General features: G+C 59.2%; 21 protein-coding genes. 8 read left to right on the plus strand and 13 right to left on the minus strand.

Going from position 1 to position 24,177, the window contains the following annotated elements:
- Positions 1 to 141: 141 nt before the first annotated feature.
- The 5 genes from EV561_RS30170 to EV561_RS30190 form a co-directional block, all read right to left on the minus strand.
- Positions 142 to 735: a DJ-1/PfpI family protein gene (locus EV561_RS30170; RefSeq protein ID WP_132527456.1), complete on the minus strand. Its 594-nt coding sequence runs from the start codon at positions 733 to 735 to the stop codon at positions 142 to 144.
- 62 nt (positions 736 to 797) lie between these two features.
- A complete protein-coding gene (locus EV561_RS30175; protein ID WP_245513092.1) occupies positions 798 to 1,730 on the minus strand; it encodes a substrate-binding domain-containing protein in 933 nt (310 codons plus the stop codon).
- Between the two features lie 79 nt (positions 1,731 to 1,809).
- On the minus strand, positions 1,810 to 2,802 hold the full coding sequence (locus EV561_RS30180; RefSeq protein ID WP_132527460.1) for an ABC transporter permease: 993 nt from the start codon (positions 2,800 to 2,802) through the stop codon (positions 1,810 to 1,812).
- Positions 2,799 to 4,370: a sugar ABC transporter ATP-binding protein gene (locus tag EV561_RS30185; protein WP_245513085.1), complete on the minus strand. Its 1,572-nt coding sequence runs from the start codon at positions 4,368 to 4,370 to the stop codon at positions 2,799 to 2,801. The genes EV561_RS30180 and EV561_RS30185 overlap by 4 nt, the downstream gene beginning before the upstream one ends.
- An 8-nt stretch (positions 4,371 to 4,378) precedes the next feature.
- Positions 4,379 to 5,062: a GntR family transcriptional regulator gene (locus EV561_RS30190; RefSeq protein ID WP_165927972.1), complete on the minus strand. Its 684-nt coding sequence runs from the start codon at positions 5,060 to 5,062 to the stop codon at positions 4,379 to 4,381.
- A 151-nt stretch (positions 5,063 to 5,213) separates the two neighbouring features.
- Between EV561_RS30190 and EV561_RS30195 the strand changes: the two genes are divergently transcribed.
- Genes EV561_RS30195 through EV561_RS30205 form a run of 3 tightly spaced genes read left to right on the plus strand, consistent with a single transcriptional unit; the run spans position 5,214 to position 8,775 of the window.
- Positions 5,214 to 6,440 (plus strand): iron-containing alcohol dehydrogenase, encoded by a 1,227-nt coding sequence (locus tag EV561_RS30195; RefSeq protein ID WP_132527466.1) that lies wholly within the window; start codon positions 5,214 to 5,216, stop codon positions 6,438 to 6,440.
- A gap of 18 nt (positions 6,441 to 6,458) precedes the next feature.
- Positions 6,459 to 7,943 carry an NAD-dependent succinate-semialdehyde dehydrogenase gene (locus EV561_RS30200; protein WP_132527468.1) on the plus strand — a complete coding sequence of 495 codons (1,485 nt, stop codon included), beginning with the start codon at positions 6,459 to 6,461 and terminating at the stop codon, positions 7,941 to 7,943.
- A gap of 10 nt (positions 7,944 to 7,953) precedes the next feature.
- Positions 7,954 to 8,775, plus strand: a complete 822-nt coding sequence (locus EV561_RS30205; protein WP_132527470.1) for an alpha/beta hydrolase — start codon at positions 7,954 to 7,956, stop codon at positions 8,773 to 8,775.
- A 60-nt stretch (positions 8,776 to 8,835) separates the two neighbouring features.
- Here the strand turns inward: EV561_RS30205 and EV561_RS30210 are convergent, their stop codons facing one another.
- Both EV561_RS30210 and EV561_RS30215 read right to left on the minus strand, forming a co-directional pair.
- Complete coding sequence (locus tag EV561_RS30210; protein ID WP_132527472.1) at positions 8,836 to 10,155, minus strand: MFS transporter; 1,320 nt, start codon at positions 10,153 to 10,155, stop codon at positions 8,836 to 8,838.
- An 80-nt stretch (positions 10,156 to 10,235) separates the two neighbouring features.
- Positions 10,236 to 11,345 (minus strand): mandelate racemase/muconate lactonizing enzyme family protein, encoded by a 1,110-nt coding sequence (locus EV561_RS30215; protein WP_132527474.1) that lies wholly within the window; start codon positions 11,343 to 11,345, stop codon positions 10,236 to 10,238.
- 104 nt (positions 11,346 to 11,449) lie between these two features.
- Between EV561_RS30215 and EV561_RS30220 the strand changes: the two genes are divergently transcribed.
- The gene (locus tag EV561_RS30220) at positions 11,450 to 12,133 is read left to right on the plus strand and encodes a GntR family transcriptional regulator (RefSeq protein ID WP_281026230.1); all 684 of its coding nucleotides are present in this window, start codon (positions 11,450 to 11,452) and stop codon (positions 12,131 to 12,133) included.
- A 215-nt stretch (positions 12,134 to 12,348) separates the two neighbouring features.
- Here EV561_RS30220 and EV561_RS30225 read toward each other — a convergent pair whose 3' ends face one another.
- The 6 genes from EV561_RS30225 to EV561_RS30250 form a co-directional block, all read right to left on the minus strand.
- Positions 12,349 to 13,302, minus strand: a complete 954-nt coding sequence (locus EV561_RS30225) for an SMP-30/gluconolactonase/LRE family protein (RefSeq protein WP_132527478.1) — start codon at positions 13,300 to 13,302, stop codon at positions 12,349 to 12,351.
- Positions 13,303 to 13,364: 62 nt separating this feature from the next.
- A complete protein-coding gene (locus tag EV561_RS30230; RefSeq protein ID WP_132527480.1) occupies positions 13,365 to 14,342 on the minus strand; it encodes a sugar-binding transcriptional regulator in 978 nt (325 codons plus the stop codon).
- Positions 14,343 to 14,379: 37 nt separating this feature from the next.
- A complete protein-coding gene (locus EV561_RS30235) occupies positions 14,380 to 15,282 on the minus strand; it encodes a ribokinase (protein ID WP_132527482.1) in 903 nt (300 codons plus the stop codon).
- 56 nt (positions 15,283 to 15,338) lie between these two features.
- Positions 15,339 to 16,331: a substrate-binding domain-containing protein gene (locus EV561_RS30240; RefSeq protein ID WP_132527484.1), complete on the minus strand. Its 993-nt coding sequence runs from the start codon at positions 16,329 to 16,331 to the stop codon at positions 15,339 to 15,341.
- Between the two features lie 57 nt (positions 16,332 to 16,388).
- Positions 16,389 to 17,402, minus strand: coding sequence for an ABC transporter permease (locus tag EV561_RS30245; RefSeq protein WP_132527486.1), 1,014 nt, complete (start codon positions 17,400 to 17,402; stop codon positions 16,389 to 16,391).
- 46 nt (positions 17,403 to 17,448) lie between these two features.
- Positions 17,449 to 18,960, minus strand: a complete 1,512-nt coding sequence (locus EV561_RS30250) for a sugar ABC transporter ATP-binding protein (protein WP_132527487.1) — start codon at positions 18,958 to 18,960, stop codon at positions 17,449 to 17,451.
- Between the two features lie 477 nt (positions 18,961 to 19,437).
- Between EV561_RS30250 and EV561_RS30255 the strand changes: the two genes are divergently transcribed.
- From EV561_RS30255 to EV561_RS30270, 4 genes are all read left to right on the plus strand, one after another.
- Positions 19,438 to 20,211 carry an SDR family oxidoreductase gene (locus tag EV561_RS30255; protein WP_132527488.1) on the plus strand — a complete coding sequence of 258 codons (774 nt, stop codon included), beginning with the start codon at positions 19,438 to 19,440 and terminating at the stop codon, positions 20,209 to 20,211.
- 26 nt (positions 20,212 to 20,237) lie between these two features.
- Positions 20,238 to 21,230 (plus strand): dihydroxyacetone kinase subunit DhaK, encoded by a 993-nt coding sequence (locus tag EV561_RS30260; RefSeq protein WP_132527490.1) that lies wholly within the window; start codon positions 20,238 to 20,240, stop codon positions 21,228 to 21,230.
- A gap of 15 nt (positions 21,231 to 21,245) precedes the next feature.
- Positions 21,246 to 21,887, plus strand: coding sequence for a dihydroxyacetone kinase subunit DhaL (gene dhaL, locus EV561_RS30265; RefSeq protein ID WP_132527492.1), 642 nt, complete (start codon positions 21,246 to 21,248; stop codon positions 21,885 to 21,887).
- Between the two features lie 161 nt (positions 21,888 to 22,048).
- Positions 22,049 to 24,145: a bifunctional sugar-binding transcriptional regulator/dihydroxyacetone kinase subunit DhaK gene (locus EV561_RS30270; protein WP_132527494.1), complete on the plus strand. Its 2,097-nt coding sequence runs from the start codon at positions 22,049 to 22,051 to the stop codon at positions 24,143 to 24,145.
- Positions 24,146 to 24,177 lie beyond the last annotated feature (32 nt).

The raw sequence follows: 24,177 nt of genomic DNA on the forward strand, positions 1-24,177 counted from the left end.
GACAAGGCCGCTGAAAGAGTAGCACCGCGGCCCGTCTACACCCCAGCTATCGAGGATCGGCGGAAAAATTAGCGCTATTTCCGCACCCTGCTAAGTGGGATGCTGGAAAGGGTGATTTGCCAGCATCCCCGCAAGAACAATTCAACGATGGTGGATTTCAGTGCCCAGAACCTTCAGGCACTCCCGAATGAAGGCTGCAAGCGCGGTCCAGCCCTTTGCGGATACCATGGTGCCGTCAACGTAGGCCTCCGTCGGCGACAGGTCGATATAGGTGCCCCCAGCAAGGGTTACTTCCGGCTCGCAGGCACCCAGCGCGGCAACCTTCTTGCCGCGGACCACCCCATCCACCGCGATGAGAATCTGCACGCCGTGGCAGATGGTGAAGATCGGCTTTTGCGTCTCGTGAAAGTGGCGGACAATCGACTGAATGCGCTTGTCGGTGCGGATATATTCAGGACCACGGCCCCCAGCACAGTAGACAGCGTCATACTGACCGAGCTGGGTCTCGGCCTCAGCGAACGTCTTGTTGATCAGGGCAAAGTGACCGAGCTTTTCGGTGTAGGTCTGGTCCCCTTCGAAGTCATGCAGCGACGTCTTGATCAGGTCGCCGGCCTTTTTGTCGGGGCAGACAACATGGACCGTGTGCCCCACCGCTTCCATGGCCTGCTGGTAAACAAAGATTTCGTATTCTTCGGTGAACTCACCGGTCAGCATTAGTATCTTCTTGCCTGGCATCGACTATCCTCCTCTTTGCACTGTCGATGTGAGGACGGCATCGCCGTCCCCACTGTGGTTGTTTAGAATGGTGAATCGGGGAAATAGTATTCCTTCGCATTCGCCTGCGTGATCAAGGGAGCGTCGAGCTTCACCGCACCACGCACGGGAGCCTGTCCGACGAACTGAGCCGCCGTCAGGTAAATCGCCGTCTTGATCATCGACGGGGGGTAGGGCGTCTCCACGGGCGTCACTGCGTCGCCGTCGATAACCTTCTTGACAATGTCCTTCATGCCATTGCCGCCAAGAGCGAGTTTGATGTCCTTGCGGCCGGACTCCTTGATGGCCTCAAGGACGCCGAGCAGCATGTCATCATCATTGGCCCAGACCGCATCAATATGCGGATACTTGGCAAGGTAGTCCTGCATCAACTTGAACGCCTCATCACTGTTCCAGTGAGCGTACTGCATGTCGAGCACCTTGATGCCGGTGTCCTTGATCGCATCCTGGAATCCCTTGATGCGCTCGTCGTCGATGACCGTCGGAATGCCCCGCAGCACAACGATGTCGCCCTTACCGCTAAGCTTGTCGATCATGTACTTGGCGGTGTTCCGGCCAACGGCGATATTGTCGCCGGCAACGTAGAGACCTTGGATGGATGGATCTGTCAGGCCGCGGTCCACGACAGTGATAAATGTGCCTTTCTCCTTGATCGCTTTGACCGGCTCGGTCAGCTCCTCGGAGGAATAGGGCAGAATAACAAGCGCATCGATTTTGCCAGAACCCGACAGGTCCTCGATCGCGGAGACCTGGTCGCTTGCCGATGGCGACGTCTTCACCGTGACATGAAGACCGGGGAACGCGGCATTGATTTCCTTGGCCGCCATCTGGGCATGGTAGACGACACCTGCTGTCCAGCCATGGTCTGCTGCCGGAATGGAGACCGCGATCTCCTTCTTGTCTGCGGCCAGGACATGGCTTGTCGTTAGCAGCGAGCCGAGTGCGACCGCCGCCATCCATTTCTTCACTAACATTGATTGACTCCTCCCAAGAGTGGACCGTTTGCGATCAGTACCCGTGCGGTCCGGACACAGGCTATTTCGAGAACCTTTGTATGAGCATGGCGATGATGATGATGACGCCCTGTACCCCCGACACGAGGTATTCGGACACGTAGTTCGACAGGACCATCAGATTGGCGATCAGCTCCAGTATAACCGCACCGGCAACCGTCCCCCAGATATGTCCTTTGCCCCCGCGCAGTGCCGTTCCGCCGATAACGACCGAAGTGATGACCTGCAACTCCCAAAGCAGTCCCGTCGTTGGCGTGGCCGCTCCTAGGCGCGGTATGTAACAGATCGCGGCGATCGCAACGCAGATCCCCTGGATGGCATAGGCGATGGTACGGGTGCTGATGATGGAAATGCCGGAGTAGCGGGCGACGTCTTCGTTCGCACCCACGGCCGCGCAGCGACGCCCGTATTTCAAGCGATAAAGGATGACGGAAGCGACAAGCGCGGCTGCGACCGAAATCACAATCGGAACAGGAATGCCGAGGAAGGACCCGAAATAGACCGGACGGTAGGCTTCCCGCAATGAGCGGTCGATCGGGATGGTGCCGCCATCCGTCAGGTAGGTGATCAACGCCCGGAATATTCCCATCGTCCCGAGTGTCGCGATGAATGGCTCGATCTTTCCCACTGTTACGATGAGGCCGTTCAAGAGGCCACAGAGCAGGCCGACGATCAGCGCGACGCCCATGCCTGCGGGGATCGCCCAACCCTGGAGGGTGGGTGCCATCGCATTCATGAACATGATGGTGATGCCTGTGATAAAGGCGGCCATCGAACCGACAGACAGATCGAGACCTCCAGATGAGATCACGAAAGTCGCGCCAACGGCAATGATCGCGATAAACGCGCTGCGTGTGATGACGTTGCTGAGATTTGTGGCAGCCAGAAAGTCTGGGTTGACGGCAAAGCCGATGATGAGGAGAGCACAGAGCGCGAGAAATGGCCCCGTATCGGCCCAGCTGATGCTCCACGCCCTCTCTCGCCCGAGTGCCCCCGGGCTCGTAATCATTGTCATGACAGTCCTCCCATTCCGCCGCGATCAGTCGTTGCAAGCAACGCTATGTTGCTCTCGGTCATATCCTTGCCGCTCAGTTCGCCATTGATCTGCCCCTCCCGCATCACCAGGATCCTGTCGCAGATCCCAATTAGTTCCTGCATCTCCGACGAGATGACGATGCAGGATTTTCCTTCGGAAACCAGCTTCTGGATGAAGGCGTAGATTTGCGCCTTGTTGGCAATATCGATCCCGCGTGTGGGCTCGTCGATGATGACGATGGCCGGATCGGAGAGCAGTACCTTCGCAAGCAACAGCTTTTGCTGATTGCCTCCGGAGAGCTGCCCCGCCTTGACACGCCGGCTCTTGATCCGGATGTCGTAGTGTTCAACCTCTTCATCGAGCAACGCATCTTCGCGTCGGCGGCGGATATGAAGGCCGGGATTGAGACGGTTTAGTGCGGAAAGCGTTAAGTTCGGCGCAAGGCGTTCCTGCAAGAGCAGGCCTTTTCCCTTGCGGTCTTCGGTCAGATAGCCGATCCCAGCGTCGATCGCTTCCCTTTGGGAGCGCAGATGAACAGGCGCGCCCTTGAGCATGACCTTGGCGGTTGCTGGCCGCAGGCCGACGAGGCCCTCAAACAGCTCCGTGCGGCCTGACCCGATCATTCCAGCAAAGCCAAGCACCTCGCCCTTACGTGCGACAAACGAGACGTTCCTGGCGTAGCCTGGAACAACGGCGTCTCGTACCTCGAAGATGACGTCGCCGTTGGTGTCGCCCCCCTTCGGCGGATAGAGCGTCGCAAGTTCGCGGCCAACCATCAGACGGGCCATGTCCATCTGGGAGAGCGTTTTTCCGCAATAGGTTCCGATCAATTTGCCGTCGCGCAGAACCGTAACGCGGTCGGCAAGTCTTTCGACTTCCTCAAGACGGTGGCTGATGTAGAGAATGGCGATGCCCCGTGCCTTCAGACGTTCGATAATCGTAATGAGGCGTTCGACTTCGGGCCCGGTAAGAACAGCGGTTGGCTCGTCGAAGATCACCACCCGATGCTCCTCCAGGAGCGCGCGTCCAATCTGGACCATTTGCCGGTCAGCGAGTGCCAAATCACGAACCAAGGCAGAGGGCGATGCGTCGCACCCGATATCTTCAAGGAGTTCGCGCGTGCGGCGCTTCATGGTCCGATCGTCGATGAAGCCTCCTCGGGTGACTTCTCGCCCGAGAAAGAGGTTTTCCGCCACGGTCAACGCCTCCGCCAAGAGGATTTCCTGGTGGACGAGAACAATTCCCGCCGCTTCGGCCTGGTGCGGTCTTGAAAAATGCACCGGCTGGCCGTCGATGAGAAGACGGCCGCCAGTCGGCTCGACGTAGCCCGCCAGGAGCCGCATCAGTGTCGATTTGCCGGCACCGTTTTCGCCGATGATCGCGTGAATTTCGCCCGGGAGAATGTCCATCACCACGTCCGTCAAAACCGTTACAGGACCGTAGCGTTTGACGAGGCCATCGGCCCGAATGACCGGCTGCTCCTTGCCCTTCGCCGGCGATCCGACGATGGAGAGTTTGCTTGCTGTTTCGACGGTGGTGGCGGACATGACGACACTCATTCGAACGCGGGGAGAAGACGGTCGCGCGACTGCTCGATGTGACGCCGCATGGCCGCGGCCGCTTTGTCTGAGCTCCCGCTTGCAAAGGCAGCCAGGATCTCTTCGTGTTCGTCGAGCGCCTCTTCAGTGACCCTTGAATGAAACATCAATCGGAAGATGTGGAAGTGGGTATGCTGGAAGCCAAGAGTTTCCCTTATCAGCTCATTGCCAGCGATCTCCATGATCCTGTCGTGAAAAACGGCATCCTGACGGGCGAACGTCGAATACCGAAGTCGCTCATCCTTGCCTTCTCGCCTGGCCATCACCCCGGCAGCTTCCTGCAGTGCTTTGAGTTTGTCCTCATCCATCAAGGCGGCTGCCTTTGCTGACGCGTCAGGCTCAAGAAGCAGACGCAATTCGTAAAGCTCGTCGAAACGCCGCCGGCTGATCTGCGGTGCTGCGCGGTATCCGACCAAATGCGTCTTGACGACCAGACCTTCGCCTTCGAGCCGTCCCAGAGCCTCGCGGATCGGGGTATGAGAGACGTTGAACTCCTTGACGAGACTGTCGACGGTGATCCGTGAACCAGGGATCATCTGCAGCGACATCAGCTGCGCGTAGATCGCCTCGTAGACCTCGTTCGCAAGGCTATTTGGTCGTGAAATTGGGCCGCTTCCAGCGCGAACAAGTGGGGCGGGCATGGGTGAGTTCTGCATGGTTTTCCTCTTGACAGGACCAACGACTAACACGATGCTTCGGGTAATTCAATCCCATATCATATACGATTTTATCTCGGACATGATATTGGCTTGTTTCGAGCGCGCGCCGAGGGGCGATAGGGGAGGGAATGACATGACGATTTTTGCAGGGCTAAGGCTGCCACGCGAGATAGTCTTCGGTGCCGGGCAACGACATGCCTTGCCGGCCATCGCAAGGCGGCTCGGCGAGAGGGCGTTCGTGTGCACCGATGAACGCTTCGCTGCCACAGAGACGTTTCAGACAATGATACAGGCGTTGCGTGCGGCAGGTCTGAAGGTGCACGTATTCGACCGAGTTCTTGCCGATGTGCCACGAGACTCGGTTACCGCCTGTATCGAGGGGGCCGCTTCATTTAATCCCCAAATGGTTATCGGCGTTGGCGGCGGTAGCTGCATGGACATGGCAAAATGCGCAGCACTTCTCCTGAGCCACGGCGGCGCTTTGCAAGACTACTACGGCGAGCTAAAAGTTCCTGGTCCCATCCTTCCTGTGATTGCAGTCCCCACCACCGCGGGAACCGGCTCCGAGGTAACGCCAGTTGCGGTGGTTTCCGATCCAGACAAGACATTGAAGGTTGGTATTTCCAGCCCTCATCTCATTGCCACGACCGCGCTCTGCGATCCTGACCTGACGGTGACATGCCCACCTGGCCTGACGGCGATTGCAGGCGCAGACGCCCTGACCCACGCGGTCGAAGCCTACACAACCTCGCGAAAACAGGCGGATCATGTGCTGTTCCAGGAACGCGTCTTTGTCGGCAAGAACGAGTTGACTGATCATTTTGCTCTGATGGCCATGCGATTATTGGGTCGGAGCCTTGAAAAGGCAGTTCTCAATGGGGCAGACGAGGTTGCGCGCAGCGAGGTCATGCTGGGATCGCTCGCCGCCGGCTGCGCGTTCGGAACGGCCGGGACGGCGGCGGCCCACGCTATCCAATACCCGGTCGGCGCGTTGACGCACACGGCGCACGGCCTTGGGGTGGCAACAGTCCTACCCTATGTCATGACTTACAATCTTAAGGTCGCGGTTGCCGAATTCGCTAGCATAGCAAGAATTCTCGGGCTGGAAGACAAAGGCCGAACGCAGGAGGAAATGGCCGGTGCCGCCATATCCGAAGTTGTGCGGCTTTTTAAGGCGATCGGAATCACGGGGTCGCTAGCAGATCTCGGTCTTGAAGCAGACAAGATCGAATGGACCGCCCAGCAGGCTCTCGGCATAGGCAGACTAATCAACAATAATCCGCGGCCCCTCGATCTGACCTCGATGAGGCGTCTGGTCGAAGCGGCCTATCACGGCAATCTCGCCGCATCGGCAATGTAAGATCGACAGGAGTGCATCATGGACCTTTCCAATCCTAACCTCACTGCCGAGGAGCAGGACCGTCTCAGTGCCATCACTCGCGGCCTCTATATTGGCGGTGATTGGCTTTCGTCGCAAAAAGGGCAAACCATAGCCGTCATCGATCCGGCGACGGAGACGATCATTGTCCATGTCCACGATGCGACCCCTGCCGACGGAATTCGCGCCGTGGAGGCCGCGTCTACGGCCGCAAAGAGATGGCGGCAGACGTCTCCACGCGATCGTTCCGAGATCTTGCGACGGTGCTTCGAACTCATGAAGGCGCGCTTGGAACCGCTTGCCCGTCTGATCTCTCTTGAAAATGGGAAAGCGCTGGGCGACGCCCGATCCGAAGTCTCCTATGCCGCCGAGTTCTTCCGCTGGAACGCCGAAGAGGCCGTACGGATCTCAGGGGAATTCGCTACAGCCCCATCCGGCGCCAACAGGATCATTGTCGATTATCAGCCGATCGGCATATGCCTTCTGATTACGCCGTGGAACTTCCCCGCAGCAATGGCAACGCGAAAGATCGCGCCGGCACTCGCTGCCGGCTGCACAGTCGTACTCAAGCCAGCGAGCGAAACGCCCTTGACAGCCTACGCACTCGCCGCGCTGTTCGAGGAAGCGGGCGTGCCGCCCGGTGTTGTCAACGTCGTCACGACCTCTGACCCCTCTTCATTGACAGCGGCAATACTGGCGGACCCGCGGGTAAGAAAGCTTTCCTTCACCGGATCGACCGGCGTCGGGCGGATATTGCTGGGCGAGGCGGCCAAGCACGTAATTTCCTGCTCGATGGAACTTGGCGGCAATGCGCCGTTTATCGTCTTTGATGACGCCGATCTGAATGTCGCCCTTGACGGTGCGATGATCGCCAAGATGCGGAATGCCGGCGAGGCATGCACGGCCGCCAATCGCATCTACGTTCAGTCTGGAATCTATGACGCATTTGCTGCGGGCCTCGCCCAACGCATGTCTGCGCTCACCGTCGGACCGGGCCTGGATGAAGCGACGGTCTGTGGACCGATGATCACGGAGAAGGCGGTTGCGAAGATTGACCGGCTCGTCGAGGACGCCCGCAGGAAGGGAGCAGAGCTGCTTTGCGGCGGCGCGCGCGCAAACCGAAAAGGGTTCTACTACCTGCCAACCGTCCTCTCGCATGTACCGCCCAATGCGGAGATGGCCCGGGAGGAAATCTTCGGGCCAGTTGCCCCGCTGTCTCGCTTTGAAGATGAAGACGAGATTATCGCTCGGGCAAACGATACTGAATACGGATTGTCCGCGTACGTCTTCACCCGTGACACTGTGCGCGGCATGCGCGTGGCAGGGCAGATCGAGGCGGGAATGGTCGCGCTTAATCGCGGACTTGTGTCCGATCCAGCGGCTCCCTTTGGAGGCGTCAAACAAAGTGGCCTTGGCCGTGAGGGTGGGCAGCATCATGGGATAGCGGAGTTCATGGAAGCCAAGTATATCGCAACCACCATCTAATGGAGGCAGCATGCCGGAGACAGATCCTTTTCGCACGCGTGATCATGTCGCAAACTTCGACTCCATCGTGGAGGAGATGGTGTCCCGAAGCGCCGCCACTCGCGCAGCGCTTGAGATGGTCGCGGACGTTCGCTATGGAGAAGGGCAGGGCGAGACGCTCGATCTCTTTCTGCCGCCGCGGCCAGCAGCCGGCATGCCTGTCCATATCTTTATCCATGGCGGCTATTGGCGAATGTTCTCAAAAGATGACTATTCCTACGTCGCCAGGACCGTCACGGAAGCGGGAGCGATCGCCGTCATCGTTGACTATGCCCTGATGCCGACCGTCACAATGCGCACGATCGTCGAACAGATCCTGCGCATGAGGGCTTGGACGGAAAGCAATATAAAGCAGTTCGGTGGCGACCCGCGTCTGACATCGGTGAGCGGCCATTCTGCGGGAGCGCATCTTGCCGCATTTCTGTTTCGCAGGGATGCTGCACTGCCACAAATACGCTCGGCATTCCTGCTTGGGGGGATCTACGATCTAAAACCCTTGCAGACGTCGTTCCTCCGGAAAGAGATTGAGATCACCGACGACGACGTCGTCGCCTTCTCGCCAATTTCGTTCACGTACGATCCGTCGCCGAAAATAACGATCGTGGTCGGGGACAGGGAAACAGCACCGTTCCACCAGCAGGCTGAAGCTTTCACCGCTCTTCTGGTGGAACAGAGACTGCAAGCGGCCAAGATTGCTCTGCCCGAGAGTGACCACATGTCGAGCGTAAGGGATCTCGGCTTGCCGGGAACGGCGGCATCTCGGCTGCTTCTCCAAACCATCTCTAAGAGCTGAAGGAAACCCGATGATCTTCACAGGATCACCGGCTGCCGATCACTTGGATTAGTCAGTGATTCAACTCGACGGCGCTATCCTTTCAAGTCGCTTGTCATGCCCGACAAGGAGCAACACGATTCCCCCGAGAAGAGGTCCTGCCGCCAGGGCGAGCAGCGCAACGCTGGTGCTGCCGCTGGCATCGCGCACGGCGCCGTAGACCGAAGGCCCGATCCAGCCGCCGAGATTGCCGACGGCATTGATCATGGCGATCCCGCCGGCGGCGGCCGTGCCGGTCAGCATCGTGCCGGGGATAGACCAGAAGCATGGTGCAAAGGACTGGTTTCCGATGACAGCGATGGTGAGCACGATCATCAATATGACCGGGTGATCCCCACCGACGAATTTACAGATCAACATGGCCGCCGCAACAATGAACATCGTCGAGCTCGCATGCCAGACGCGCTCGCCGCTGCGGTCGGAGCTGTAACCCCACAAGATCATCGCCACAAAACCGAAGATATAGGGGATGGCGGCCACCGGCCCGATCCAGTCCTTGCTGACACCGAGGCCTTTGACGATGAGCGGCATGAAGAAGACGAGACCATAGCCGGCATACTGATGCCCAAGTTCCACGAATGTGAGGAGCCATACCTTCGTATTGCTAAAGGCTGCCTTCAGCGTGAAGGTCTGCACCGATTCCTGCTGCACTCGTTCCGTGGCCAGGCGCGCCTCGAGCCAATCTTGCGACTTCTTGTCCAGCCAGCGGGCTTGGCCGGGACGGTCGGTCAACTGCCAGAGGATAAGGGCTCCGGTGACAATCGACGGCACCGCTTCGACAACAAATAGCCATTGCCATCCGGCAAGTCCAAGATAGCCGTCGAGATGCATGAGCAGGCCGCCGATCGGGGGGCCCAGGATCTGCGAAATGACACCTGCCGACATGAACCAGGCGACGACCCGACTACGATATCTTGCTGGAAACCACCACGTAATATAGATGAGCACCCCCGGAAAGAACCCAGCCTCCGCCAGTCCCAAGAAGAAGCGAACGGTATAAAAGCTCCAGCCGTTCCACACAAAGGCTGTCAGCGCCGACACGATCCCCCAGGTCACAAGGATGCGGGTCAACCAGACGCGAGCACCAAAGCGGTCGAGGACCAGGTTACTCGGGATCTCAGCGAGCAGGTAGCCGAAGAAGAAAATGCCCGCTCCAAACCCGAACTCGGCGTTGGAAAAGTTCAGTGCCGGGCTCATTGTTGTCGCTGCCATGCCGATATTGGCGCGATCCAGGCTGGCACAGAAATAGCCGAGCATCAGGATCGGCACCAACCTCCAGGTGACCTTTCGCATCGTCTGGCGTTCGATTGTACTTGTGTCGGGCGGTGGGGCCGCATCCATATCTCATCTCCCATATGTTTCGATTCACTCTGCCGCGGGCTCTCGTCCCACGCCTCCCCCAGGGACGCGACGAGAGGGCTTCAGCGCACCCGCAGTTGCTCCAGCGCCGTCTCGTCGATGTCGATCCCCAGCCCTGATGCGGTCGGCAAATGGAACAGGCCGTCCATCGGTTTCGGTGCATTGGCGAAAATTGCGTGACGTCGCGAACTCGGATCGTCGAGCTCGCAAGGTTTGGTGGCATGGAGCTGCGTCGCGCAAACGTGAAGGTTTGCCAGATGTCCTATGGTTGGCTGGGTCTGGTGTGGCACAAGTTCGACGCCATGTGCCTGACAAAGGGCGGCGCAACGCAGAAGGCCGGTGATGCCACCCATCTTCACGATGTCGGGCTGAACCATGCGAACACCCGATTCAATCAGATCGACGATTGCGGCTGAAGTGTAACTCTGTTCGCCGGCTGACACGGTAATGTCGAGTTTCTGGGCAAGCGCCCCGAGCTCACGCGGATGATAGTGCTGGAGCGGCTCTTCGAACCACCAGTATCCGAGCTCTTCCAAGGCCCGGCCAACGCGAACGGCACCTCCGAAGGAAAGACCGTTGTTGGCATCGAAAGCGAGCGGAAAATCGTCGCCGACCAGACGCCGCACGGCGCGGGCCTTTTCGATGTCGCCGGCTATGTCTTGATCGAGCTTTGTTCGGTCATTGTCGAAGCGAATCTTGATCGCGGCAGGATTGTCGCGCATTCGCGCTTCGACAATGCGGCAGACTTCGTCAACTGTTCTCTGGCCTACGCTGTTGCGGCCGATCGAGGCATAGAAGGGCAGGGATGTCCGCCAGGCCCCCCCGATCAGTTTGTAGATCGGCTGACCGAGCAGTTTTCCCTTGAGATCCCACAGCGCAATGTCGATTGCCGCCAGGGCGCCGGTGAGTGCTCCTTCCGGGCCAAGCTTTACGAGGCGATGGAGGAGCCGGTCCTGGAGGACGGCATGGTCCAGGGGATCCGCGCCAACGAGGGTAGATGCTATGTCGTTGTCGATGATGGAAAGGGACGCACGCCCCCCTTGCATCGGAGAGGCTTCACCAATGCCAACCAGACCGTCGTCGGCATGGATGCGCACAAATGCGCTGCGCATCGCCGGCTGATCATCCGGCGACCATTGGATCTGAAAAGTTTCAACGCGCTCAATCTTCACGGCTCTCGCTCCATATTATAGATTATATATAATCTTTTTTCGATAATGAGATCAAGTGTCGAGGTATAGCAAGTCACGAAAGGGAGATTTCGGTGCTGGACAACATGGAAAGAGAGTTCGACGCCCTTGGCGTCCCCAACTATCAGCGCGTCCGCGATGCGATGCGTGCAGACATCGCCCGTGGAAATCTTGCGCCGAACGCCCACCTGAAAATCAATGATCTCGCAGCCCGTTACCGCCTGAGCCCGGCGCCAATTCGCGAAGCATTGGCGCAGTTGGCGGCAGAGGGTTGGGTGGTTATTCACCCAAACCGAGGCGCATGGGTAAGGGTGATCGACGAAGCCTTCCTACAGGATTTGAACGAAATCCGGATCGCCCTGGAATCCTATATCACCGGCCAGGCGGCCGCCGTTGCGACACCTGCCCAGATCGAACTGCTGGACCAGATTGAATCTGATTACGAACGGGCCCTCTCCATCGCGGGGCCGACGGACACTGGTCGTCTCGTTCAGCTGAATGCTGCGCTTCATGATGCGATCAAAGCCATCCGCCCCAATCTGGAGGCCAAGGCGCTCATGCAGCGCCATAGCATCTTTTTCAATACGATGAGAGTGGCATGGGGCTATGGTGACTATCGCCCGCATCAGATTGCGGAAGAGCATCGACGTTTGATTGAGGCGTTTCGAAAAAACGATGGCGCTTTGGCAGAGCGTATCTGCAGGGAGCATATCGCCCACGCCATGCAAGACCTTTTGAGCCTTTGGCGAACACGAAACGGCCGGTCGTAGACGACGTGTACCGGTTCGCTCGAGCGAACCGGTAGCTGCTTATTTTATCCTTTCCGACCGAGCGCAGCGCCATGGGTCGACCGCGGGCATGAAGATCGCGGGGAGCATCCATCAACCATCCTATCTTGAACGAAACAGCCGGTTTGGTTTAGGGCTTGTGCGGGCGTATCGCCATTGCCGACAATGGCCCGAAGGAGATTGGAGTAAGCCGGCAATTATGCCTTTCTTTCTGCCAATCTGCGTAAGAGTAAATCTTCTCTGTCTTCTATTGGTGCAAGGCGAAAGCGGTGACCATGAAGCCCGGCAATCTTTGCGGGAAAGGATATCAGCCGTCCGTCTTCCGAACCCCGCGCTAGCGACGTGACGAAGATGCGGTCCATGCTTTTGCCGCCGAAACAGATCATCGAGGGAGACGATACGGGAAGGTTGATTTTTTCAACGAGGTCACCGGTCGCTGAAAACCTGTTCAAGCAGCCGGCTGAAGCTCCCGCGCTCCAATAGTAACCCTGGCTATCGACGGTTCCGCCATCCGGTCGTCCATCCGTTTCCGAGAGGCGGGCGATGATGTGGTTATTCGAAAGACTGCCCTCGACTGGATCGTAGTCGAAGACCTGCAGGAGCTGGCCGCGACTGTCGGAGTGGAACATGCGTCGTCCATCTGCGGACCACGCAAGGCCGTTGGATGTGTAAAGACCGTCAATCATGCGGGTACAGTGCCCGTCAGGATCAATGCGGTAGAGCGCAGCGTCCGGCCTGCGCGGGTCAGAGAGATTCATGCTGCCAACCCAGAAGCGGCCTTCGGGACTGGCCTTGCCGTCGTTCAGCCTGTTGCCGGCGCGTTCGGGCTCGGGGGTTGCAAACAAAGTCAGCGTGCCCGTGGCAAGGTCGAACAGATAGACGCCACTACGCAACGCCACAATCGCGCCCCCCCCCTCGCAGAGCGCGAAACTGCCTATGTCCTCCGGCATTCTCCATCTGTCGGTTTCGCCGGTTTGCGGATCGGTGCGGATCAGAGCGGGATCGAACATGTCGACCAACCAGATGCAACTTGTCTCAGCATCCCAGAACGGGCTTTCCGGTGCTGTCAGGCCGCGAAGATGTGTCTCGCAGGTCTCCAAATGGGTGTATGCGACACCCAAATCGTCCGCAGGGTCAGAGAACCGAGGCATCACATTATCCTTTGCGGTAGTTCGCCTTTCCGTGTGCGATCAGCGCAGCCGGCAGGCACAGGCTAGGTTTTGGTCGCGTCGTCGAGAGCGATGACAGCCGCAGCATTGGCAAGGGAGGTCGCCAGCGTATTAATCGCCCCTGTCCGCAGCGCCCCCAGGATGATGGCCGTCTTCGTTGCTTCGGAGGCAATAGCTATCACGTTGTTTATGTTACGTAATTCCTGAAGGCCGAGACCTATAACCCTGCCTTCGATCATGCCGCCAAGGCTGCGGCCGTCGATCGAGATGAAATCGTGCCCCATCACATCGCCGACGGTTCCGGCAACGCGGGCCTGGGTGAGTTCCTGTGGGGTGAAAAGACCCATGCGAATGAGATTGCTGTCTTCCGAGAGGTCGCCGAGTCCGACCAGCGCGACATCGGCGCGCCGCGCACAGTCGAGCGTCTCCTTGACCGTCTCGTTGCGCAACAGTGCTTCCTTCAGCTCGCGCGTTGCAACGATCGCCGGCGCATAGAGCGTCTTTGCATGTCCGCCGAAGCGCTGCTCGAGACGGCGGGCGATGTGATCCGGATTGAGCGCGGCTGCACCATGCACGGAACCCCCGATCGAGGGCGCGAATAACAGCTTGCGCGGGGTTGCCGAACTCGGCGCCTCGGTGATCGAGGCGACGTTTCGTCCCATGCCGACAGCGACCGTCATGCCATCCGTCAGAATCTGGTCAAGATAGGCAGCCACCAACGCGCCAGTGGTGTTGCGCTGCTCCTCTTCAGTGGGCTGATTGATGGCCACAAGAAGCTTGTTCAGGCCGAAGCGCCGCTGGAACTCTGCCTCGAATTTCCATGCGAGGTTGGGGTTGGCGCGCACTTGAATGCTGACGATCCCCATTTCCCGCGCACGCTTCAAAACCCTGCTGATCCGAGAGCGGGACATGTTGTACCGGCGCGCCAGATCCTCCTGCGTCACCTCCTGCAGGTAATAAAGCGCTGCTATTTCAGTCGACTGATCGATATCTAAATCATTCATCGTCGTTGCTTTGGCCATCTGACTGCATCCCTCGGGGAAAGAGGATGCCGGGGTATCAGAAATCGGTCGAAAAAGACAAGATATCGGTAAGCCGGGGGATGGAGGTCTGCGCCCCTGGCAATGTGCAGGCCAGGCTTCCCGCGACGATACCCCGCCGTACGGCGGTTGCAAAATCGCTTCCCGCGTCCAATGCGGCTGCAAATGCTCCGACGAAACTGTCGCCCGCGCTGGTCGTATCCACCGCGGTTACTTTCGGGGCAGGAATTTCCAGATGCGCACCCTGATGCCATGCCTGCGCTCCCTTGGGACCGAGCGTGACGATGGTGCTGCAGCCATAGGCGCGATGCAGGGCTTCGGCAGCCTCTGTCGGCTGGCCTACGGAAAGGCCGACGGACTCTGCGACGATCATGGCCTCATGTTCGTTGACCACGAGGACGTCGAGCTCTCTCAGCGTCTCCTCGGGAACGCGTTGTGCGGGGGCGGCGTTCAGCACGACCCTCGCACCGCGGCGGCGCGCCAACGCGACGGCCGCGAAATTTTCCGGCAGTGTCACTTCCATCTGCAGAACCAGCGTGTCCTGCGATCCGAATTCGAGCGCTTCAAGCTGGCTCACCCGGGTATCGAGATTGGCGCCGGCTGCGGCAATCACCGTATTCTCACCATCGGCGGCGACTGTCACGAGACAAAGACCTGTTGTGCGGTCTGAGCGCGCAACATGCGAGAGGTCGACACCTTCGGCCCGCAGCAGCGCGGTCGCCAGTTCGGCATGCTCATCCCGTCCAACCGTGGCCACGTGGACGACCTTCGCTCCGGAGCGGGCAGCCGCCAGCGCCTGGTTGCCGCCCTTCGATCCGGGCACCAGCGCATAGCTCGGACAGGCAAGAGACTCACCGGGCGAGGGAATGCGGGGAACATTTGTCACGAGATCGAGCGCGACAGATCCAAAGATGACGATCATGGCCTTTACCTTTTGCGGAGGTCGACCCGGATGGTCCGGGTCGACCGATTTAGCCACTACTTGTTGCGGAACTTCAGCAACGCGTCGACGTTCTGTGCGGTGACGGGAGTCCACGGAACGTTGTAGTTGGCGGACTTGCCATCGGCAAACGGCATGTCCGGATACTGCTTCCAGACGTCCGACTGCGGCTGATAGCTAGGATCAGCCAGCTTTGCGGCAACGTCGAGCGAGCCCATTGCCTGCGCACGCGCATCCTGCAGGATGGAGGTCATCTCGCCGGCCTTGACAGCCAGCAGGGCGTCAGTGATGCCATCGATACCAGCGATTGCGAAATCGCTGACATTCAGGCCCTGGCCCTTGATGGCTTCGATCGCGCCGAGCGCCATTTCATCATTCTGGCCAATGACACCGTTGATCTGGCCCGGGTAGCGGGTCAGCCAGTTTTCCATCAGAGCCTGTGCTTCCGCACGCGACCAGTTGGCGGTCTTGGTCTCGAGAACCTTGACGTTCGGGCATTCGGCAAGTGCCTTGTCGTTGCCCTGGCTGCGCTGGATCTGTGCGGAGATGCCGATCGGACCCTGGATGACGACGACGTTGCCCTTGCAGCCGATCTTGTCGAGCACGGTCTTGGCTTCCATGTAGCCCGACAGCGTGTCGTCAGAGCCGACATACGACGACAGCAGGTCGGTGTTGGCCTTGGTGTTCGTGCCGACGACCGGTATTTTCGCGTCATGGGCCATCTTGACGGCAGTCGCGCCGGCATCGGCGTCGATCGGAGCGAAGATGATTGCGTTGTACTTCTGGCTGATCATCGTCGAGAACTGATCCTGCTGGACCAGCGGATCGTAGCGGCCGTCGAACACGGTCACCTGGACCTTGCCGCTCTTAACGGCTGGGCTTTCCTGGACGGCGGCGGCCCACAGCTGCATGAACTCGGCCTTGAGGCCGTAGAGCGATACGCCGACCTTGATGGGGTCTGCGGCGCTCGCGAAGCTGGTCAACGCCGACAGTGCAAGCGCGCTGACGATGCCAAGTTTAAGAAGTTTCATTTCGGTTCCTCCCGTTGGGTTGCTGCGTGGATGGTAGGGGTGGGCGTTGCTGCCCGTTCACTCGGCCTCTTTTTGGCGAGAGCTGTCGATCATGACGGCCAGAACGATGATCAGGCCCTTGATGATCTGTTGGTAGTTTGAGTCGACCCCCAGGAGATCGAGCCCGTTGTTCATGACGGCGATGATCAGCGTCCCAAACAAGGTTCCGGTCACAGAGCCTGTGCCGCCGGAAAGGCTTGTGCCGCCGATGACGACTGCCGCGATGGCATCCAGTTCGTAGGAGACGCCGGCCTGTGTCAGGCCCGATCCGGTGCGTGCTGCCAAAAGCAGGCCGGCCAGTGCCGCCGTGACGCCGGAGATCATGAATACCGAAAGGCGAATGCGCGAAACCCGGATACCAGACGTGTTGGCTGCGCGCGGGTTGCCGCCGACCGCGTAGACATGCCGGCCGTAGCGCGTCTTGTTAAGCACCCACCAGGAGACGGCGAAGACGACGAGCAGCACGATGATGGGAGCCGGAACGCCGAACACATGGCCAGTGCCCATCCACCGGAATTCCGGTGTCAGGCTGGGTACCGGCTTGCCGCCGGTATAGAGCATTGTGAGCCCTCGCGCAGAGGAGAGCATGCCCAGCGTGACGACGAAGGAAGGGACGCGGAAGCGCGTTACGATCATGCCCGACACAGTGCCGCAGATGAGGCCGATGATAAGGCCGACGATGATCGAGACCAGCGCCGGGTAAGGCGTGCCCGGCACCCCCGCGACTGGTGACATCGTCGCGAAGCTCGCGCCGACGATGCCGGCAAGCGCCACGACCGAACCCACGGAAAGGTCTATGCCGCGCGTTAAGATCACGAAAGTCAGGCCGATCGCCAGGATCCCGTTGATCGAAGACTGGCGCAGCATGTTCAGAAGATTCTGCGATGTCAGGAAGTAGGGAGAAATGACCGTCAGGAGGCCACAGAGCACGAAGAAGGCAATGATGATGCCATAATCTCTTAAAAGGCGGCCGATCAGCGGAGCCGGCGATGCCTTCAGGCTGCTGCTGGCAGTTTGGTTCTGTGTATCCATCGTCCTATTCCACTTTGTTCTCTGGGTGCCCTGCCGGTGACCTGCCTCAAGCCGCCAGGTGAAGAAGGGTCTCTTGGTTGGCGTCGGCGCGGCCGACGACACCCGAAACCTGGCCGTCCTTGATCACCACGATACGGTCGGACATGCCGAGGACTTCCTCGACTTCGGAGGAAACCATGATGATCGATCCGCCCCCTTGAGCGAATTCGGACATCAATGCGTAGATTTCGCGCTTTGCGCCGACGTCCACGCCACGCGTCGGCTCGTCCAGCAGGAGAATCTTGGGCTTGGTCAAATGCCAGCGTCCCATCACCACCTTCTGCTGATTGCCGCCGGAAAGAGCGGTGACGGCCAGCTGGTCAGAGGCAGTGCGTATACGGAACTTGGCAATCATCTCCTTGGCGAGGCTGGTCTCCCGTCGCTTGTCGACGACGCCGATCGAGCTGGTGAGCTCCGGCAGAATCGCCAGCGAGAGGTTGCTGCGCACGCTCGAATGCAGGATGAGTCCGCTTTGCTTGCGGTCTTCAGTCACAAGTCCGAAACCGGCAGCCATCGCATCCTGAACGGTGGCGATCTTTTTCTGCTGGCCGTCGATGTCGATCCGGCCGGTCCAGCCGCTGTATAGCCCGAACAGGCACTCCAGGATTTCGGTGCGGCCGGCGCCCATCAGCCCGTAAAGGCCGAGGATTTCCCCCTGCCGCAGATCGAGGTCGATATTGCTGAGGCGTCCTGGGCGCTGCAGGCCTGTGACCGACAGGACGGTACGATCGCAGGGAGTGCTGGTCTTGACATATTCCTCGGCAAGCTCACGCCCGGCGATCATCCGGATCAGATCATTGCGGCTGAGATCTGCCATCGAACCGGAGTCGACATAGGCACCGTCGCGGAACACGGTGTAGTCGTCGGCGATACCGAAGACTTCGGTCAGGCGGTGCGACACGTAAATGATGCCCTTGCCGCGCTCCTTGAGGCGACGGATCACCGCGAACAGATTATCCGCCTCAGCGGCTCCTACGGCAGAGGTCGGCTCATCCATAATGATGATTTCGGCGTCGCGGCCGAGTGCCTTGGCGATCTCGACAAGCTGGATCTGGGCGACCGACAGGCCCCCCATCGACGTCTGCGGCGGAAGCTCGAAGCCGAGTTCATCCAGCAGTTCCTTCGCGCGCTTGTTCATTGTGGCGAAATCGACTGTGCCGAACCGAGTGATCGGCTCACGGCCGAGGAAGATGTTCTCGGCAATGGTAAGCCCGCTGACAGGGCTGAGCTCCTGCTCGATGATCGATATTCCTGCTGCAAGCGCATCCGCAGGATTGGCGAAACTGACCTCCTCACCGCGAAGACGAACGACGCCGCCGTCACGCTGGTGGATTCCCATGATGATGGACAGGAACGTCGATTTGCCGGCGCCATTGCCGCCGCAAAGAGCATGAACGGAACCTGCTCGGAGACTGAAGCGTCCGTTCACAAGTGCTGCAACGCCGCGAAACGACTTGGTGAGCCCGCTCACATCCAGCAAAAGACCGGCATCAGCCCGGTTGGGCGACGATCCAGACATTCTTCTCCTCCCATGTCACGGAATTCTCAAAATTCCGCAAGCCGCATTGGGAATTTGTGTCCCGATTGCGCATTTGTTCGTGACATATGATGCCGTGATCTGAAAGATGTCAATCTCAGTGAATCGAAAAATGAAGGATTTCTTGTTGAAGTCGCATTTTCGCGCGATGATTGATCGAACTCAAATGCAACTGGTGGGTTTTTGATCCAAAAAAGTGGTCTTAGACGGATGGATCGGGCATTGCGTGATCGATCATATGTGCAAAACAGTAAAATATATGCACAAACATGCAAGTCTCTTGCGGCATTTGCCAATGTCACTGCGATGGCGCAGGGGCGTGGTCCAATCGAGCGTCATTAAATATTGCTCATTGACATTTGTCGATCGCTATTTGATTTTTGTCGAAATGGGGGAGGAGATCGTCATCTTCGTCGACGACGCCTTACCCGCGCCAGCTCACCAACGAGGTTTGACGACATGACGGATGCTACACCAAATATCGATCTGAACTTCCCGCTTGCCGGGAAGGTGGCTCTGGTAACCGGCGGGGCGTCGGGTATCGGCGCCGCTGTGGCCACCGCCCTTGCCGCCAAAGGCGCACGGGTGGCCGTTCTCGACATCAACGAGGATGCGGCACGCGCCCAGGCGGATCGCCTGGGTAGTGGAGCCAAGCCGTTCGTCTGCAATGTGTCCGATCCGGCGTCTGTCAATAAGGCAGTCTCGGACGCGGTGGCGGCGTTCGGCGGCATCGACATCGCCGTTAACAGCGCCGGTGTCGTCTTCCTTGCTCCGGCCGAGGATTTGCCGCTCGATTATTGGGATAAGACGATCGACATCAATCTCAAGGGAACGTTCCTTGTGACCCAGGCTGTCGGCCGCGTCATGATTGGCGCCGGCAAGGGCGGCAAGATCATCAATCTCGCTTCGCAGGCGGGTACGGTCGCGATCGAAGAGCACGTTGCTTATTGCGCATCCAAGTTCGGCGTCATCGGCATGTCGAAAACTTTCGCCGCCGAATGGGGCAAGCATGGCATCTGCGTCAACACTTTGTCGCCGACCATCGTGCTGACGGAACTCGGCAAGAAGGCCTGGAGCGGCGAAAAGGGAGAGGCTGCCAAGAAGCGTATTCCCACCGGCCGCTTTGCCTATCCGGAAGAGGTCGCAGCTGCTGCGGTCTTTCTTGCGTCCGCTGGAGCGGACATGATCAACGGTGCCGATCTCCTGATCGACGGCGGTTATACGATCCTCTGAAACCAGCCTGAAGCTGTGGAGTCATCATGCAAAGATTCATCAATAACCCTGACGAAGTCGTTGAAGATACCGTCAAAGGCTTCGTAAAGGCACATTCCGATCTGGTGCGGCTTGCCGACAATCCGCGGGTTGTCGTTGCGAAGGACGCGCCGATCAAAGGCAAGGTCGGCATCATCACCGGCGGCGGATCGGGGCACGAGCCGGCCTTCGTCGGCTACACGGGCAGGAACATGCTGGACGCGGTGGCGGTCGGCGAACTGTTCTCTTCCCCGACCGCCAAGAGTTTTTACGATGCCATGCGGGAAGCGGATGGCGGCAAGGGCGTCGTCTGCCTCTACGGCAATTATGCCGGCGACAACATGAACGTGAAGATGGCGATCAAGATGGCGGAGAAGGATGGCATCCAGGTTGCCACCGTCGTGGCCAATGACGACGTCTGCTCCGCCCCCATGGAAGAACGCCAGAAGCGGCGCGGCGTTGCGGGCGAGATCTTCATGTGGAAGGTCGGCGGCGCGAAAGCTGCAACCGGCGCCAGTCTCGAAGAGGTTCGTGCAACGGCGCAAAAGGCCATCGACAATTGCCGCTCGGTCGGCGTGGGCCTTGGCCCCTGCACTCTGCCGGCCGTCGGCCATCCGAATTTCCAGATCGAACCGGGCACGATGGAAGTCGGCATCGGCCATCATGGCGAACCGGGCGTCAGGGTCGAGCCGCTGAAGAGCGCCGATGGGGTCGGCAAGAGCATGAGCGAGCTCGTGCTGGAGGACCACAATCTCGCCGCCGGCACCGAAGTCGCCGTTCTGGTTTCGGGCCTCGGCGCCACGCCGCTCAACGAACTCTACATCCTCAATGATACGATCGAGCGGGAAATCACCGCGCGTGGGCTGGTCATTCACAAGACGTTCGTCGGCAACTATTTCACATCGCTCGAAATGGTCGGGGCGACGCTCACGATCATGGCGCTCGACGACGAGCTGAAGGCACTGCTCGACGCAGATGCGCAATGCACCATGGTATTCTGAGGCGAGGAAATTATCATGCAGACATTCCAGAACGCTTCGGCGGGGTCGATCGTCCTATCCATGGCCGATCGGATCATCGAAAACCGTGCCTATCTGAGCGAGATCGACGGCAAGATCGGCGACGGCGACCATGGCGTCAACATGGCAAAGGGCTTTGGCATGGCCGCCGAACGGCTCAAGGAAAAAGATGCCTCCCTCGCCAGCGCATTGGATACGCTCGGCACTGTGCTGATGACGGAGATCGGTGGTTCCATGGGGCCGCTTTACGGCGTCATGTTCACCGAATTTGCAGAAAAACTGCAGGGCGTGACATTGGTCGATGCCGCTGCCTATAGCCACATGCTGCATGCTGGGCTTGAGGGTATTCAGTCGATCGGTTCGGCCAAGGTCGGCGACAAGACCATGCTGGATGCGCTGATACCGGCCGTTGAGGCATTCGATACGGCGCACGTCAAGGGCCAATCCTTCGGGGAGGCGCTTCAGGCTCTCGTCGAGGCGGCGGAAGCCGGGCGTGATTCGACGCTGAACCTCGTCGCGAAGATCGGACGCGCCAGCCGTCTCGGCGAGCGCTCGCTTGGTGTTCTCGATGCAGGCGCAACGTCCTGTGCCCTCATTCTAAAAGAATTGTCACTTGGAGCCCGCAGCCGGCTTCAGTGAATCGTCTCAATTCGGCGTCATGCCGTCCGTTGTCTCCCAAGACCGCGTGATCGCGTCATCAGTGATGCGGTCACGCGTTGCCTTCTTTAAGGAAGGCGGTTGCAAACCTTTGACATTGCTTCCATCCTCTGGCCGGACGAACGAGGGAGCCCCACGAATTCATGACATCCAAGACGGCTTTGGCGCGTAAAGGCGGAACAAGCGGGAGCGGCGGCGCGGAGCGGACGGATGCGATGCCCTTGCGCTACGGGGATGATCCATATGTCTGGGCCTGCTGGCTATATTACGAAGATGGAATGACCCAGGGCGAGATCGCCGATACGATGGGTGTGTCGCGGGCCACCGTCAACAGTTATCTCGCAGACGCTCGCGAGAAGGGCATTGTCAGGATTTCGCTGGATCCGGCACGTCTCGCCTCGCTCACTGTTGCCCAGCAGCTCAAGAGCCATTTCGGGCTTGTCGATTGTCTTGTGGTGCCGAGCGACGAAAGCGGCCGACCTCTGATCGAGCGGCTGGGCGTTGCCGGCGCGCAGGCGCTTCCCAGCCTTCTCAAATCTGGAGATACGCTGGCGGTCGCATGGGGCCGAACGATTCTTTCCGTCGGCGAGCATATGAAACCCGCAGCGCTGCGGGACATGACGGTCGTGCAGGCGACCGGTGGTATGAACGCCACCTTTGCCTATACGCCCGAACTCTGCGCCGCCAAGATCGCCGATACGCTTGATGCGCGCTGCGTCAACCTTACTGCGCCCGCCATCGTCGCCTCCCGGGCATTGCGCGAGCTGCTTCTGGACGAACCGTTACTAAAGGAACAGTTCGCAACGCTGGAGCAGGCCAACAGGATCATCTTCGGCATTTCGTCGCTGCGCCCAAATTCCACTATTCATACAAGCGGCCTGCTCGAGCCGACCTTGTTGCAGCACTATCTCGCGCATGGCGTGGCCGGCGTCGTCGCCGGTCGTTTCATCGACGAAAAAGGCCGGCCGGTTCACGGGCCGCTGGACGACCGGACGGTCGGCATCTCCCTTGATAATTTGAGCCGCATCGGAACGCGCGTCGGCGTTGCCGGTGGTTTCGACAAGGTGCCGGCTTTGCTCGCCGCCTTGCGGGGCGGCTACATCAATGTGCTGATCACCGATGCGGAAACCGGACGCGGAATTTTGCGCGCCGATGGCGCTGTGGGGGTAGACGACAAGCCGCAGCCAAGGGTGGCGGAGAAACGAGCGCCAGAGCCGGCGGGTTTTTATCGAACGCAGGTGAAGAAATTTCTCAATAAGCCGAATGACGTCATTGAAGAAATGATGGACGGCTTCCTGAAGGCGCACGGCGAATACATCCAACCGATCGACGGATCGTACCGAGCACTGGTGGCGCGTGATGGCCCGAGAAAGGGCAAAGTCGGTCTCGTGATCGGCGGCGGCGCGGGGCACGAGCCCTGTTTTGCCGGATATGTCGGCAAGGGGCTTGCAGATGCCGTGGCAGTCGGCAATATCTTCTCGTCGCCCCCACCCGACCCGATTGTTCGCTGTGCCGTCGCCGCCTCAGGTGGCGCTGGCGTCCTCTTCGTTTATGGCAACTATGCCGGTGACGTGATGAATTTCGAGATGGCCGCGGAGCTTGCGGCGGAAAAGGGCATTGCGGTAAGGACGGTCCTCACCACCGATGATGTGGCATCTTCGTCACCGGAGGATCGCGACGGCAGGCGCGGCGTCGCCGGTAACTTCTTCATTTTCAAGATAGCGGGAGCTGCCGCGGACAGAGGCCTGACCCTTGATGCTTGTGAGGCAGTGACGCGAAAGGCGAATGCACGCACCTATACGATCGGCGTTGCGCTCGAGCCTGGCTCCATGCCGCAGACCCGTCGGCGCAATTTCGAGATCGGCCCCGATGATATCGAAATTGGCATGGGCATCCACGGTGAACCAGGCGTTTCACGCGAACGTATGCGAACGGCGGACGAGATCGTGGATTCCGTCATGGACAAGATTTTCTCCGAGTTGAAAGCAGGGCCCGGCGAAAAAGTGGCAGTTCTCGTCAATTCTTTTGGCGGAACGCCGATGATGGAACTCTATATCCTTTACCGCCGCGTCGCCCAGCGGCTCGCGGCCAAGAAGATTGAGATAGAGGCAAAATGGGTCGGCCACTACTGCACATCGTTGGATATGGTTGGAGCGTCGATCTCCGTTTTTCATCTTGATGAAGAATTGAAGGATCTGCTCCATCACCCGTGTGAAACGAGTGCTTTGCGGGTCAATTGATCCGCATCGATGGTGCTGATCGGGCGGCCAAT

The organism is Rhizobium sp. BK376, from assembly GCF_004341625.1.
In the GTDB taxonomy this organism is placed as follows: Bacteria; Pseudomonadota; Alphaproteobacteria; order Rhizobiales; family Rhizobiaceae; genus Rhizobium.